The organism is Streptomyces sp. NPDC032721, assembly GCF_055579625.1.
Map to the genome: position 1 here is coordinate 97,758 of NZ_JBVIMX010000023.1, position 14,653 is coordinate 112,410.

At 71.3% G+C, this 14,653-nt stretch carries 11 protein-coding genes and 1 pseudogene; 4 read left to right on the forward strand and 8 right to left on the reverse strand.

From position 1 onward, the window contains the following. Positions 1 to 122 precede the first annotated feature (122 nt). A pseudogene (locus tag ACZ5PB_RS36130) lies at positions 123 to 1,049 on the forward strand (NUDIX domain-containing protein); the annotation flags it as partial. An 8-nt stretch (positions 1,050 to 1,057) separates the two neighbouring features. Continuing rightward, positions 1,058 to 1,705, forward strand: a complete 648-nt coding sequence (locus ACZ5PB_RS36135; protein ID WP_468697179.1) for a hypothetical protein — start codon at positions 1,058 to 1,060, stop codon at positions 1,703 to 1,705. Between the two features lie 24 nt (positions 1,706 to 1,729). Here ACZ5PB_RS36135 and ACZ5PB_RS36140 read toward each other — a convergent pair whose 3' ends face one another. Both ACZ5PB_RS36140 and ACZ5PB_RS36145 read right to left on the reverse strand, forming a co-directional pair. Continuing rightward, positions 1,730 to 2,254: a ribonuclease FAU-1 family protein gene (locus ACZ5PB_RS36140; RefSeq protein ID WP_468697181.1), complete on the reverse strand. Its 525-nt coding sequence runs from the start codon at positions 2,252 to 2,254 to the stop codon at positions 1,730 to 1,732. Then, on the reverse strand, positions 2,241 to 3,173 hold the full coding sequence (locus ACZ5PB_RS36145; protein ID WP_468697183.1) for a GNAT family N-acetyltransferase: 933 nt from the start codon (positions 3,171 to 3,173) through the stop codon (positions 2,241 to 2,243). Before ACZ5PB_RS36145 ends, ACZ5PB_RS36140 begins: the two co-directional genes overlap by 14 nt. A 69-nt stretch (positions 3,174 to 3,242) precedes the next feature. Between ACZ5PB_RS36145 and ACZ5PB_RS36150 the strand changes: the two genes are divergently transcribed. Beyond that, entirely contained in the window at positions 3,243 to 3,632 is a 390-nt protein-coding gene (locus ACZ5PB_RS36150; RefSeq protein WP_468697185.1) for a GntR family transcriptional regulator, read from the forward strand. A gap of 46 nt (positions 3,633 to 3,678) precedes the next feature. Here ACZ5PB_RS36150 and ACZ5PB_RS36155 read toward each other — a convergent pair whose 3' ends face one another. Beyond that, positions 3,679 to 4,821 carry a DUF5925 domain-containing protein gene (locus tag ACZ5PB_RS36155; protein WP_468697186.1) on the reverse strand — a complete coding sequence of 381 codons (1,143 nt, stop codon included), beginning with the start codon at positions 4,819 to 4,821 and terminating at the stop codon, positions 3,679 to 3,681. Between the two features lie 123 nt (positions 4,822 to 4,944). Here ACZ5PB_RS36155 and ACZ5PB_RS36160 point away from each other — a divergent pair, with 123 nt between their 5' ends. Further along, entirely contained in the window at positions 4,945 to 6,378 is a 1,434-nt protein-coding gene (locus ACZ5PB_RS36160; RefSeq protein WP_468697188.1) for a xylan 1,4-beta-xylosidase, read from the forward strand. A 19-nt stretch (positions 6,379 to 6,397) separates the two neighbouring features. Here the strand turns inward: ACZ5PB_RS36160 and ACZ5PB_RS36165 are convergent, their stop codons facing one another. The 5 genes from ACZ5PB_RS36165 to ACZ5PB_RS36185 form a co-directional block, all read right to left on the reverse strand. Further along, positions 6,398 to 10,366, reverse strand: coding sequence for a lipopolysaccharide biosynthesis protein (locus ACZ5PB_RS36165; protein WP_468697190.1), 3,969 nt, complete (start codon positions 10,364 to 10,366; stop codon positions 6,398 to 6,400). Further along, entirely contained in the window at positions 10,359 to 11,204 is an 846-nt protein-coding gene (locus ACZ5PB_RS36170) for a polysaccharide deacetylase family protein (RefSeq protein ID WP_468697191.1), read from the reverse strand. The genes ACZ5PB_RS36165 and ACZ5PB_RS36170 overlap by 8 nt, the downstream gene beginning before the upstream one ends. Continuing rightward, positions 11,201 to 12,322 (reverse strand): glycosyltransferase family 2 protein, encoded by a 1,122-nt coding sequence (locus ACZ5PB_RS36175; RefSeq protein ID WP_468697192.1) that lies wholly within the window; start codon positions 12,320 to 12,322, stop codon positions 11,201 to 11,203. Before ACZ5PB_RS36175 ends, ACZ5PB_RS36170 begins: the two co-directional genes overlap by 4 nt. Beyond that, positions 12,319 to 13,194 (reverse strand): glycosyltransferase family 2 protein, encoded by an 876-nt coding sequence (locus ACZ5PB_RS36180; protein ID WP_468697193.1) that lies wholly within the window; start codon positions 13,192 to 13,194, stop codon positions 12,319 to 12,321. The genes ACZ5PB_RS36175 and ACZ5PB_RS36180 overlap by 4 nt, the downstream gene beginning before the upstream one ends. A gap of 343 nt (positions 13,195 to 13,537) precedes the next feature. Next, the gene (locus tag ACZ5PB_RS36185; protein ID WP_468697195.1) at positions 13,538 to 14,653 is read right to left on the reverse strand and encodes a GNAT family N-acetyltransferase; all 1,116 of its coding nucleotides are present in this window, start codon (positions 14,651 to 14,653) and stop codon (positions 13,538 to 13,540) included.

A 14,653-nucleotide genomic window follows, 5' to 3' on the forward strand; every position in this document is an offset into this window, starting at 1 on the left:
GCCGTGGAACACCGCCTGCGCGCCGGTGAATCCGTGCCGCTCGGCACGCTGCTGACGGGCCCGTTGTCAGTGGCGGGTGCCACCATCGGCACATGAACGACGAAGACCGCCCAGGCGGACGACCGGCGCGGCACACCGAGGTGGTCGACGTCCACCTGATCCTGCGCAGGGGCGAGGAGGTACTGCTCGCCCGGCGCGCGAACACGGGCTACGCGGACGGCCTGTTGCACGCCCCCTCGGGCCACGTCGAGGACGGCGAGGACGTACGGCAGGCGGTGATCAGGGAGGCGGCCGAGGAGATCGGCATCACCCTCACCCCCGACGACCTCTCCGTCGCCCTGGTCATGCAGCACCGGGGCCCCGGCGGCCGGCCGCGCACGGGCTGGTTCTTCGAGGCGCGGTACGACCCCGGGGACCCGCCCGGGAACCGGGAACCCGACAAGTGCTCCGGCCTCGGCTGGTACCGCCTGTCCTCCCTGCCGGACGACACGGTGGCGTACTGCGCGGCGGGACTCGATGCGTACCGGGCGGGGGAGCGGTTCGTCCTGCACTGGCACGAGGGCGACGACCCGATCGCGCGCGGTACGGGAACCCCCGGGCGGAAGGTGGCACTGCCCGAGTCGGGTGCGGCGGCCGGTTCGGTGCACCACATCGAACTGTGGGTGCCCGACCTGGCGGTGGCGGAGGAGAGCTGGGGATGGCTGCTGGGTGAACTCGGCTACACCCCGTACCAGTCCTACCCGTACGGCCGGAGCTGGCGGCTGGGGCGTACGTACGTGGTGCTGGAGCAGTCGCCCGGCCTGATCGGCGCCGCGCACGAACGCCGGGCCCCCGGCCTCAACCACCTCGCCCTCCGGGTGGGCGGCCGGGCCGCGCTGGACGACCTGGTCGCCCGGTCGCCGGAGCACGGGTGGCGTCTGCTGTTCGCCGACCGGCACCCCTACGCGGGCGGCAAGGATCACTGTGCGGCATACCTGGAGGACCGGAACGGTTACGAGGTGGAGATCGTGGCGGAGGAACGCCGAGAGGCGAACGGGGGTGCGGTTTGATGGGCGCCATGAGATCCGACAGACGCACCCTGCCCGCGGCACTGCTGCTCCCGCTGCTGCTGAGCGGCTGCGGCACCGAACTGGTGGGCAGCGCGGGCGAAGGCGGCCGCAGCGGCGGTGGCTCCGGTAGCTCCGGGGGATCCGGGGGCTCCGCCGCCCCCGTTGACAGCGCCGAGCTGAGGAAGCGGGCGGGGGAGTCCGCGCTGGAACACGTCTATGTGACCGAGATACCCGGCTTCACGCTGGCCGAGCAGTCGGTGGGCGTGATCGGCGACGACGGCTTCTCCGGTACGTACGTCTCGCAGAGCGGCAGCCGGGTCCAACTGTCGGTTGACCGGGGCAAGTTGCCGAAGGAGGGCTGCGAGGGCTGCGTCAAGGACGGCGCGAACTGGTACCGCTCCGCAGGCGGCGAAGCGACGTACAGCAGGGCGGAGGGCGGGCACGTGGTGCGGCTCACCGGTACCGGGGTCGACCGGGCCACGCTGCGGGCGGCGGCCGAGAAGGCGCACCACGCGAGCCCGGCGGAGATGGACGAGGTCCTGCCGGAGGAGGCGGCCACGGGCGGTGGCGCGGGCGGAGGTGCCCCGGTCGAGCGGGGCGACCTGCCGCCGGTCGGCGACGGGGCACCCCGCAACGACGTGGGGGTCAGCGGCTGACGGCCGGCCGCAGGCCTCGGCGCCTCAGTCGATCAGCTCCTCGAACCGGCCTTCGCGCGCGGCCAGTTCGAGGGCGTCCAGGGTGCGGGACGCCTCGGCCGCCGCTTCGGGGTCACGGTCCGCGAGGCCACTCTCCGCGAACTCGTCCTCGTCGAGCCGCAGCACGGTGCCGCCGTCCGCCGAACGCCACAGGTCGAGGTCCAGGTCCTCGACCTCCACGGTGCCGTCGGCGTGGACGACGGCGGGCCGGGCCACGTCGCAGTACCAGCCCTTGAGCGTGCCGTCCCCGGAGCGGACCTCCTTCACCGCGTACCACCGGTCCCGCCAGTAGTGCTCGGTGAAGACGTCGCCCGGCGCGAACTGCACGAAGCCGAAGTCCTTGACGGTCTCCCGGGCCCAGGCGGCGCGCACGGTGAGGTGCGTGCCGTCGTCGGAGAGGAGGGTGGCGGGGTAGCGGATCTTGGTCTGCCCGGCCTTGGTGAGAGCGATCTCGACGGTGCCGAGGCCACGGGCGGCGAGTTCACGGGCGGTGAGGTCAGACGAGTGCACGGGTGTACTCCACAGCGGTGGCGCAGCGCTCGTAGCCGAACCAGGTGTTGACCGCGAGCATGGGCTTGTTGGTGTCGTCGTTGCTGGTGAACGCGGACCGGAGACCGGCCGCACGGGAGCGGCGCAGCGAATCGACCTTCGCGGCCTTCGCCAGACCGAGCCCCCGGAACTCCTTGCGCACACCGGTCATTCCGGACACGTAGCGGGTATGTCCGTCGGTGTGGGCGAGGGTGAAGGCGGCGACGCGGCCGTCCTCGGTGAGCACGAGGGAGGTCAGGTCGCGGTCCAGGAGGGAGTCGTTCCAGGTGCCGTTCAGCCAGTCGTCGTAGTCGTCCAGGACGGTCTGCGTCGACCCGGGCTCGTCCAGGGTGACTTCGGCGTCCGCCTCGAAGAGCGGGCGGGGGTCGTCGCCGAGGGCGGTGGCGCTGTGGAGGGCCAGCCCGGCGGGCAGGGCGGGGGCGTCGGGGAGCGGGCCCGCCGTCAGGTCCAGCAGCTGGTAGTGCATGGAGTGGGCACTGGTGTAGCCGCGCTTCTCCGCGAAGGCCCGGTCGGCGGTGTCGCTCGCCCAGGCGTGCAGGGTGGTGGCGCCCTGCGCGACGAGGTACTCCTCCGCCGAACGCAGCAGGGCGGCTCCGATGCCGCGCCCCCGGAAGTCGGGATGCACCTGCGGGGAACTGAACGCGTGGCCCGGCTCGGCACTCTCGTACACCATCCCGGAGTGCACGACGCCGACCACCTGCCCGGTCGCCTCGTCCTCGGCGAGCAGGACGCGGTTCCTGGCGGCGGGGTTGTCGGTGGCCATGCCGACGGAGATGGCCTCGGCGGTGGTGACGATGTACGGGGTGGTGAGGCTGCGGATCCGGACGATGGACTCGGCGTCGGCCGAGTCCGGACGGAACTCGCGAAAGATCACGGTCATGGAAGGGGACGTTACGGTCCGGCGGGGCCGTTCGCCTCTTCTTTTCCGCGCGTGCGCGAGACTTGGGGCGTGACCTCGCAGAAGCAGACTTTGAAGATCGTCGTGGACTTCGACGCCACCGTTGCCCCGTACGAACAGCTCCGCGCCCAGGTGGCCGACCAGGCCCGCTCGGGCAAGCTGCCGGCCGGATACAAGCTGCCGACGGTACGGGGCCTGGCGGCGGACCTGGGCCTGGCGGCCAACACGGTGGCCAAGGCGTACCGGGCACTGGAGGGCGACGGAGTGATCGAGACGCGCGGACGGAACGGGACGTTCGTCGCGGCGGCGGGGGGAGTGGCGGAGAGGGAGGCGGCGGCTGCGGCGCGGGTGTTCGCGGAGAGGGTGCGGAGGCTGGGGCTGACCAGGGAGGCGGCGGTGGAGGCGGCGGGCGAGGCGGTACGCGCGGCGTACCCCGGCTGAGGGCTCCGCCGCCCGGGGCCGTCGCCCGCCGTCTGCGGGGGGGGGACTACAAGTACAGGCCCGCGTCCGCGCCCGGGTCCCGGGAGGCCGGGACTCCCGGGCCCGTAACGCCCCTTCGCAGCGCGAAGAGTTCCGCCAGGGTGGCTCCCTCTCGGCCCACGCCCTCCTCCGTTCCCAGCCACCGCACCGCCTCCCCCCGCGTCAGCCCGCCCACCTCGATGCGGGCCAGGCAGCGGCCCGGGCGGACCACCGCGGGGTGGAGGCGTTCCAGGTCTTCGTTGGTGGTGACTCCCACCAGGACGTTGCGGCCCTGGCCCAGCAGGCCGTCGGTGAGGTTCAGCAGGCGGGAGAGGGCCTGGCCCGCCGTGTGCTTCGCCTCGCCGCGGATGAGTTCGTCGCAGTCCTCCAGGAGGAGCAGTCGCCAGCGGGACTTGCCGGACACCCCCTCGTCCTCGCCGATGGCGATGTCCATCAGATAGCCGACGTCGTTGAAGAGGCGTTCGGGGTCGAGGACGCAGTCCACCTGGCACCAGTCCCGCCACGATCTGGCCAGGGTCCGCAGGGCGCTCGTCTTGCCCGTGCCCGGCGGGCCGTGCAGCAGGAGCAGGCGGCCGGAGATGTCGTCCGGGGTGACCTTCATCAGCCGGTCCATGGCATCGGCCACCGGCGCCGTGTAGTTGGCGCGCACCTCCTCCCACGTACCGGCCGAGATCTGCCGGGTCGTACGGTGCGGGCCGCGCCTGGGGGACACGTACCAGAAGCCCATCGTCACCGCCTCGGGCTGCGGCTCCGGTTCGTCCTGGGCGCCGTCCGTCGCCTCGCCGAGCACCTTCTGGGCGAGCTCCGGCGACGTCGCCGTGACCGTGACGTCCGCGCCCCGGTTCCAGCGCGAGACCAGCAGGGTCCAGCCGTCGCCCTCCGCGAGCGTCGCGCTGCGGTCGTCGTCCTTGGCGGCGCGCAGCACCCGCGCCCCGTCCGGCAGCAGCTCGGCCCCCTTTCTGACCCGGTCCACCGAGGAACTGTGCGCGTACGGCTGCTCCCCGGTCGCGAACCGGCCCAGGAACAGCGCGTCGACCACGTCGGACGGCGAATCGGAGTCGTCGACGTTCAGACGCAGTGGCAGCGCCGCTTCCAGCCGTACCGGCTCGGCGGCACCGGCGGGGAGCGCGGACTCGCGGTTCGCAGACATGCGGCACATGATCCGGCACCAAGTCGCCCCGTGCACGGGCTTTTCCCCCGGAATGCGGCCCGATGTCAGCCAGATCGCGACAGCACCTCCGGAAACCCGGCCACCGCCGCTACCCTGAAAATGATGGGACGTCATGGGTGGGACACGGGGGCACGGCGTTGGCGGTTCGGCGCGCTCATCGGTGTCGGCATGGTCGCGCTCGCGCTCGTGCTGACCATGTGCAGCGCCTGGCCGCCGGGCGACGACGGCAAGGGCGACACCGCCGGTACGTCGAGCGACGGCGCCCGCGTCCACGGCACCCCGCCCCCGGCCCCCGGGCAGCCGAAGCCCGCACTCGGCTGGGGCTTCACCCACACCCAGTACAGCGCCGACACCGGCAACGCGACCGCCAGGGGCAAGGCCGAGAAGCTCCTCGCCGACGCCAAACTGCCGCAGATCCAGCACCTCATGGGCTGGGGGTCCAACAACCCCGAACCCTCCCCGGGTCGCTACCAGTTCGGCGAGATGGACAGCCGCATCGACCTGATCCGCAGGTCCGGCGGCACCCCCGTGGTCACCCTGTGCTGCGCCCCCGACTGGATGAAGGGCGGCAAGCCCGGTGCCGCCAACACCGACTGGAGCAAGCAGTCCCTGGAGACCGCCCCGAGCCCCGAGCACTACGCGGACTTCGCCAAGCTGGCCGGGGTCGTCGCCAGGCGCTACCCCGACGTCAAGCACTTCATCGTCTGGAACGAGTTCAAGGGCTTCTTCGACGACGGCGCCAGGCGCTGGAACTACGAGGGCTACACCCAGCTCTACAACCTCGTCCACGCCGAGCTGAAGAAGGTCGCCAAGGACATCCTCGTCGGCGGCCCCTACCTCGTCATGGACAGCTACGAGCCCCGCGCCACGGAGTACGCCTCCTCCGTCAAGGGCCCCTGGGGCAGCATCGACCAGCGCTCCCTGGACGCCTTCACGTACTGGAACAAGAACAAGGCGGGTGCGGACTTCGTCGTCGTCGACGGCTCCAGCTACACCCGCGACGACGAACTGCTGCCCGACCCGTTCCGGGCCACCGACAAGTTCACCGCCGTCAGCGCATGGGTCCGGCAGCAGACCGTCGGCAAACTGCCGCTCTGGTGGGCCGAGTACTACGTCGAGCCGGGCGACGACCAGGACGAGCGCGACGAGTGGAGCGAACCCCGCCGCGCCGCCGTCCAGGCCACCGGCATGATCGCTCTCGCCCGCGGCGGCACCGGCACCGCCTTCTACTGGAACCCGCAGAACAAGGGCGCCAAATGCGCGGGATGTCTGTGGACCTCCACCGAACTCGCCGACGGGGGAGCGGAGTTGACCATGATGAAGCTGCTCTCGCGGTTCGCCCGGGAGTTCCCGCCGAACACCCGCTACGACAGCACGGTGGCCGTCGCCCCCGACGACGTACCCAATGTGCGCGTCCTCGCGAGCGAGCGGACCGTCCTCGTCGTGAACACCCTCGACCGTGCCATCAGCGCCAAGGTCGACGGCCAGGAGTTCGGGATGGGGCCCTACGAGGTGCGCTGGCTCGACCGCCGCTGAGCCGCGGTGGTCCTACGTCCTACCCGCCCCCGATCCCCGCCAGCGACACCATCCGGATCACCAGCGCCGCCAGCAGCACCGCGAGCAGCGGCAGCGAGAACCAGTACGTCGACTGCATCCACCGCAGCTTCCGCACGCTCTCCGGCCGCGCCACCCGCACCACCTCCCGCGCCGACAGCAGCAGGATCAGCGCGGCGGCCGCCATGGCACCCACCACCGACCACGGCGTCCACGTCACCTGCGGACCGATCGGCCCCGGCTCCGCCTTCGGCACCGGGCCGTCCGGCTGCTCGCGCAGCGAGTAGAGGGAGACATCGGCGTTCGTGAGCACCTTCTTCAGCTCCGGCCTGGCGTCCAGGTTCTGCACCAGGCGCTTCTCCCAGGTGGGCGAGTAGCCCGAGTCCATCTGGAGGTAGACCACCTGACTGCGGTTGATCATCAGGTACGAGTTGGGGCCCGCGTCCTTGAGCGCCTTGACCAGACCGGCCACCAGCACCGGGTCGCGCGGCGCCTCGGTCGGCTCGTACTGGACCTTCTCCATGTCCTTGGCGCCCCACGGCAGCGCGGGCGTCACGTTGTCGATGACGTCGTTGCTCATCCACAGCAGCCGGGTCGTCGGCTCGTCGTGCGCGTACACGTACTCCATCGCCGCGACCTCGCCCGCCCTGATCCGCTCGAACGCCTCGTTGCCCCAACGGGCCACCAGGAACCCGCCGATCAGGACGAGACCCGCCATCAGCGCGGCCAGCGGGGCCAGGCTGGTGCGGTCCGCGTCGCGCTCGGCGGCGGTGGCTCCGGTACGCGGGAAGAAGCCGAGCCCGGCGAGCAGGGCGGCCCCCGGCAGGGCGAACATGAAGACGCGCAGGGCCATTTCGCCGCCGTACGACTGCATCCCGAGCCCGAGGAACGGAATGAAGGCCAGGACAAGCAGCGAGCGCTCGCCGTACCCCGCGAAGCGGCGGCGCGAGAAGCCCCAGCAGGCCAGCGCCATCACACCGCCCGCCATCGCCACCCGGACGTACAGCACCAGCTTGTGCGTGGAGCTGCCGCCCTCGATGCGGCCCGCGACCGAGGACGACACGTTGTCGCCCAGCCCGCCGATGCCGCCGAAGAGCTCGTCGAAGTGCCCCGACCAGTACGGCTCGGCGAAGAAGCCGATCCAGACCGCGACCAGCACGGCGAACAGGATCGGCAGCCCGCGCAGCGTGGACCTGCGGCACATCACCAGGACCGCCACCACGCCCAGCATCACGAACGGCGTCAGCTGGTGCGCCGGGACCGTCCCGGCGAACAGGGCGATCAGCACGACCAGCAGCACCGCCCGCTCCCGCCGCCCGGCCGGCCGCACCTCCGCCTCGCCGGGCCGCCGCCTGGTCCAGATGACCCGGGGATCGCGGAACCACACCAGCAGGATCGCCACGAAGGCCAGATAGAGGAGGTACGTGTAGCCCTGCGGCGAGAAGTAGTCCTGGCCGACCCAGCCGCTCAGCACGAAGATCCAGGCACCCGTCCACTTCGCCCGCCAGCTCGCCCGCATCGACCTCATCAGCAGGAACAGTGGTGCGAGGTAGAGCAGTTGCATGGTCAGCGGCCACCAGCGGATGACCTCCGACATGTCGGAGATCCCGCAGGCCTGGGCCACGAAGGTCGCCGCAGCGAAGAACCCGGGCCAGCTCCACCTGGCGTCCAGGTCCGGCACCGCGGTCCCCGTGCGGTCGATGTAGTCCATGAAGCCGAGGTGCTGCCAGGCCGTCGCGAACCGCGGCGCCGCCTCCAGGACCGCGGGCAGCGCGTGCAGCGAGACCACCGTGGCGAGCAGCGCACCGGCCAGCAGCACGGTCCTCGGCCGCTCCAGCCACAGCAGCGACGCGAACGACACCGCGAGCAGCGCCGCCCCCACCAGCGTGGCCAGGGGGAGTACGGAGATCAGCCCGAGCCCGCCGATCCGGTCCAGGTCCTTCTCGCCGATGCCACGCACAGGCAGCCAGTACAGCAGCAGCGCCGCCAACAGGATGACGCCGACGGCGAGTTCGGGAACGTGGCCGCGCAGGAAGGTGCGTAGCCGGTGCGGCGGAGGGGCGGTGACCGGTGCGGGCTTCTCGCTCTCCTCGGCGGACGGCTGCGCGGCCGGAGTCGACGCGGTGGACGACGGGGCCGGAGTTCCGGAAGTGGCGAGCGGGGCGTGGGACTTGGCGAATCGGTCCACCGGCGGGACCGTCGGCGGTTTGCGCAGCGCCCACGTCGGCCGGTGTTCTTCCGCGTCCTCCTGCTTCATGCCCTGTACGACACCGGAGGCGGGCCGGGGGATGTACAGCCCGGCCGCCGGAGTTTCCGGGCCCGTCCGCACGTCCGGTCTGCGCTCCTGGTGGTCGAAGTCGGCCGCCGTGCCCAGCGGGAGCGTGGACGCGTCGCCCAGCGCGGCCCGCAGCGCCCAGCGCGGGCCCTCCTTGGCGGGCCGCTCGACAGGCTCGGGCTCGGGTTCGGGCTCGACAGGGTCGGGCTCGGGCTCGACGGGGTCGGCATCGACGGCCTCGGCGGCAGTGGCTTCCTGCCCGCCCTGAGGGCCCTTGCCCTCCTCCTCGGGCTCGGCCGCCGGGCCCCCCTCGACCGCAGCCCCCTCCGGCGGAGCCGCGCGTACCACCCCGTACAGCTTGAAAGCCGCGATGGCGGCGATCACCGCGAGGCTGGAGATCTCCGCGACGCCCGCCCCGGTCAGCCCCATCCGGGGCAGCAGGAGCAGCGTCAGCCCCAGCACCAGGACGCACAACGCGCCCTGGAGATAGGCGAGTCCACTGGTGCGGCTCTGCGCGCGCAGCACCGCGAAGTACACCTCTATGACCACCCGCAGCAGCGCCCCGACCGCGAACCAGCGCAGCAGCGGAGTCGCCGCCTCCGCGTAGCCGTCGCCGAAGACGCGCAGGATGTACGGCGCCCCGAGGAACAGCACCGCCCCCACCGGCAGCATCAGCTTGGCCATCTTCTTCAGCGCGGCCCGGGTGTTGCGGGCCAGTGATGCCGGGTCGTGCGCGCCCTCGACGGTGAGCGAGGCACCCATGTTGATGGCGAGCAGATTGACCGTGCCGCCGATGGTGGTGGTGATGTAGAAGTACGCGTTGTCGGCCGAGCTGACCTGCGAGGCGACGATCACCGGCACCGCGTAGACCACGGCCAGCGAGAACAGCGAACCGGTGTAGTCCCCGGCCAGGAACCGGCCCATCTGCCGCATCGTCGGCGGCTCCGCGAGCCCCTCGGTGGCCAGCACGTGCCGGGGCACCAGCCTGCGGAACACCAGGATCCCCAGCGGAATCACCGATACCGCGATGGCCGCGACCCACGACACGAAGACCCCGGCCGTCGGGATCGACGAGGCGATCAGCACCAGCAGCAGCAGCTTCACCGCCGAGAAGACGGTGTTGCCGACCGGCACCCACAGCGCGCTGCGCAGCCCCGTCAGCACCCCGTCCTGGAGGGTCAGCAGCGACCACATGACGACGGCGAGGACGAAGCCGAGCCCGTTCAGCGGCCCGTGCAGGAATCTGTACGAAGGCCCCCAGAGGTCCAGCGTGGACAGGAAGATCAGCGCGGCCACGGCCACGACCAGCGAACTTCCCGCGTACGTACGGAACACCAGCCGCCCGGTCCGGCGGCCGGAGACCGGGATGAACCGCGCCATCGCCCCGGTGAGCGTCAGCGCGGTCAGCCCCGCCAGGAGCTTCATCGCGGCGATGGCCGCCGACCCCTGACCGACCGCGGACGGCGTGTAGTAGCGCGCCGCGACCAGCCAGAAACTCAGGCCCAGGAGTGCGCTGACACCCGTGTTGAGCATCAGCGCGTAGGCGTTGCGGAAGAGCGGGCTCCCGCCGCCCTTCGGAGTACCGGAGCCGGGCAGCCGCGACTTCCGCGCGGGCAGGTCCTCCCCGGGCACCGCCCTGTTCTCGCCGGTGTCGTTCCCGGCGCTCCCGGCCTGTGCGGTGGTCGTGTCAGACACGGCTGGCGGCTGCCTCTCCTGCGCGCCGCACGAGGCGGACGGCGGAGCGGGACCTGCGCACCACCGCGTACCCCCGGGTGAGGGCGCGCTCCCTGGCGAAGTCGCGGTAGGTGGCGGTGTTCTCCACCATGCGGGCGAACCGCTCGATGCCCGTGGTGCGCTGGACGGTCAGCCGGCGCAGGGCGTACGGGCCCTGGCGGGGGAGGGCGAGCGCGTTGTTCACCGCGAGTGCCTGCGCGAAACCCGCGTCCCGCACCGCCTGCCTGACCCGGCGGCTGGAATAGCCGTACGGGTAGGCGAACGACACGGGGGAGCCGCCGAGCTCCTCGCTGACGATCTCGTGGCAGCGCAGCACCTCGAACCGCAGCCGCGCGTCGTCCAGCTGGTCGAGCTGGGGGTGGGTGTGGCTGTGCCCGCCGATCTCCGCACCGGCGGCGGCCAGTTGGCGCACCTGGTGCCAGTCGAGCATGGTGTCCAGCGCGCCGGGCCCCTCGTGACGGCCGCGCAGCCAGCCCGTCGAGACGAACAGGGTGGAGCGGAAGCCGTACTTGGCGAGGGCGGGCAGCGCGTGGCGGTGCACGCCCTCGTACCCGTCGTCGAAGGTGATCAGCACGGGTTTGGGTGGCAGCACGGCGCGGCCGCCGCGCCACACCGCGCCCAGCTCCCCGGTGGTGAGCGGGGTGAAGCCCTCCGCGTCCAGCAGCGCCATCTGCTCGGCGAAGGCCTCCGGCGATACGGAGAGCCCGTACGCGGCCTGCGCGGGCCGGTGGCCGACCGCGTGGTACATCAGGATCGGCACCGGTGCGCCACCGGTGGTGGCTCTCGGACTGCTGCTCATGCGTGCGCCCCCTCGCGTCCCTCGCAATCCCCGGCGTCCCGGGCCGTATCGGCCCCCGCCTCCGCCGCCTTGGCCGCCTCCGTCATCGCCGCCTCCGCCTTCTCCCGTACGGCGGGTGTGATCGGTGCGACCGTGAATCCGCCGCCTCCCCTGCGGGCCCGGAGGCTGCCCAGTACGTACCCGCCCGCCGCAGCCGCCACTCCGGACACGATGGCTCCCGCCCGGCCCGCCCCGCCAGGACGTCCCAGGAGCGCGTCGCGCAGCCCGCGCAGCACTCCGGCGGGCAGCACCCGGGTGGTGTAGCGGCGTTCGGACTCAAGTCCCTTGCCCGCCCCCACACTTCGCGCCACGAGCGCTTTCGACAACCCCTCGGCATAGGTCCTGGAACGGAAGTAGCCGAACTTCTCCCGGCCGCCCGGGACCTTGTGGTGGATCACCGCCCGGTCGTCGATCAGGAGCACCGCGTCCGGGAGGGCGTTGCTGAGCCGGATGCACAGCTCGGTCTCCTCGCAGCCCAGCGGGCGTTTGTCGCCGTCCCGGCCGATGCCGGTGGCGAAGCCGCCCGCCGCGTCGAAGGCGGTCCTGCGGAAGGAGGCGTTGCCGCCCAGCACGTTGCGGACCCGCACCCGGCCGGGGGCGATGCCCTTGTACGTACAGCCGACGACCCAGTCGAACTCCTCGGGGAACCAGGCCGGGCGGCGGCCGGACGCCCAGGCGGGCATGGTCCGGCCGCCGACCGCCATCACGCGCGGATCGGCGTACCCGGCGGCGAAGTGCAGCAGCCAGTCCCGCTCGGCCACCGCGTCGTCGTCGAGGAACGCGACGACCTCCCCGACGGCCGCCGCGATGCCGGTGTTGCGGCCGGCGGAGAGGCCGCGGGGGCCCGTGTTGACGAGCACCCGCACCTCCAGCCCCTCCGGTCCGTCCGGCCCTGGCGACTTGAACTCCCGTACCAGGCGCTCGTACAGCGCCGGATTGTGGTCCACGACCAGCAGCGTCTCCGCGGCGGGCCGGGACTGCGCGCGCACCGAGGCGACCGCCGCGAGGATGTCCTCCCAGCGGTCCTCGGTGTACACGCAGATCACCACCGAGACACGAGGCGTCTCCTGTGCTCTCAAGACACCTCTCCCCGGCCGACGATGCGCCGGGGCGGGAGCGCCGCCATCGCGTTGCGCTCGCGCCGGCCGTGCCGCTTGCCCTGCTCCTTGAGGATCACCCGCAGGACCCGCAGCCCGTCGCGTACGGCACTGAGGTTGCTCATGCCGTGGATGCGCTCGAACTCGTGGCTGGGTATCTCCTGGACCTTCAGGCCCGCCTTGACGACCCGGATGTTCATCAGAGTCTCCACCTCGAAGCCGGTGCAGTCGAGGTCGATCTTGTCGAGGCAGTGGCGCCAGAAGGCGTTGTAGCCGTAGCAGAGGTCGGTGTAGCGGGCGCCGAACTTGGCGTTGACGACCGAGCACAGCACCCAGTTGCCCAGCTTGCGGATCGGGGTCATGTCGTCGGTGCCGCCGCCGTTCGCGAACCGGGAACCCTTCGCGAAGTCGGCGCCCGACACGAGCGCGGAGACGTACGAGACGATCTCGTTGCCGTCGGCCGAGCCGTCCGCGTCGACCATCACGATGATGTCGCCGGTGCAGGCGGCGAAACCGGTGATCAGCGCGTCGCCCTTGCCCTTTCCGGTCTGCCGTACGACCTTGACGTCGGGCCAGAGTTCGCGGGCGACGCGAACGGTGTCGTCGGTGGAATTCCCGTCCACCAGAACGACTTCGTGAATCCATTCCGGAAGCGACTTGAACACATACGGAAGGTTCTCCGCCTCATTCATGGCGGGGATCACCACACTCACGGGAACGGTGATCGCGAGATGTGAAGAGATGGGCCGGTACTTCAGACTTTTCTTGATCGCGCTACTGCGGCTGTTGCCGTTCGTGGACGGCGTGCCGAGCGGATCCTGTCCCGGTACCGCGGGTCGGAGAAATGAGCTCATGAGTCTTTTCCCTCTCCACCGGTGGACCGCCCGCCCCCGGGCGGTCCGGATGAGTTTCCGGTTCGAAAGGGGGGTTTCACCCCGGCCATGACGGAATGACTCTCCGTACTGGTTGGGTGAGCTGGCTATTGCTCTGCGCGGAACGTGCCTCGACATGAATGCTGGCTGCCGAGCACGGCACCCCCCTACCGCGCTCCCGCCCCGGACCCCATCGCGACGCTTGAGCCCTCCCCTAGAGCCGCCTTGCTTGATGGACCGATGCGGGTGGATGTACGACGGTATTGATGATTGGGACCCTATGGCAAGACCTGGAACGAAGCCTCGCTTTTTTGTGACTTTGGCCTTACTTCGACGGTCGCACCCGAAACCGCCCGGATCGGATTTCGCCGATCCGTTTGAGCAACTTGTCGGCGGGTTCGAACAATTCCGGCCGTTCGACCACCGTATTCCGCAACACGCGCACCGGGGCGCGGTGTGCCCGGTGGCCGAATGCGACCGGGTGCCGGCGCATCACCCATCCCTCCGAGACCGTGATCTCCCTGGTCTTGAGGGAATCCTTGTACTCTTTCTGGCCGCGCCCCAGATCGATGTAGGCGATCCCTTCGGATGCCGCGGCTTCGGCGATCTTGAGTTGCATGAGCAACCCCGGTGAATATTTCGCGAACTCGGTGTCGTAGGCCGGAAACCAATTCGCGATGATCCTTTCCGAGCGCGGGCCGAAGTGCGCGGCGACCGGCCGTCCGTCCGCGTACAGCACCGACAGCAGCCCGGTGAAGGAGTCGGTACGGGTGTGGAAGAGCTGCTCGACCAGGCGGATGATCCAGTCCTGGGAGAAGCGGTCGCTGCGCCCGGTCCTGCGGTACTGCGCGGACTTCCAGCGCATCAGCGCCCGCAGCGCCGCCGGGTCGCGCTCGTCGTGCACGTAGCGCACCTCGCCGACCTGGCGCGCGAGCCGGCGCTCCTTGGCCAGCGTGGACTTGAGGAACTTCGGTGAGGTGGCCCGGAGGCGGGCGAGATACGTGTCGTAGCCGTCGAGGGTGTCGATCACGGGGGAGGCGAACCGCCCCGTCGCCCCGGCCTCGAACGCGCCCTGTCCCTGGGCGAGATGGTCGAACTCCCACACCGCGAGCCCGCACGCCCGCAGCAACTCCCGCGCGTCCCAGGTGAAGCCGGGTCTGTGCACGATGCCCTGGCTGTCCGAGACCCCGAGACCCAGTGCCCGGCCCACGCCGGTGCCGGATCTCTGGTACGCGAAGAACGCGGCGGCCTCGCCCCCCTCCCGTACGACCGCGATCCGCACCCCGCGCCGGCATCTGCCCAGCGCCAGCGCGAACTCCGGGGAGAGGAACGGATTCGCCAGTTCCGGCGAACCGTGCAGATGCGCCTTGGACTGCATCGCCGTCCAGGTCGCCCGGTCCGCGGCGGTGAGTTCGCCGGGACGATACACAGTGATGTCCAC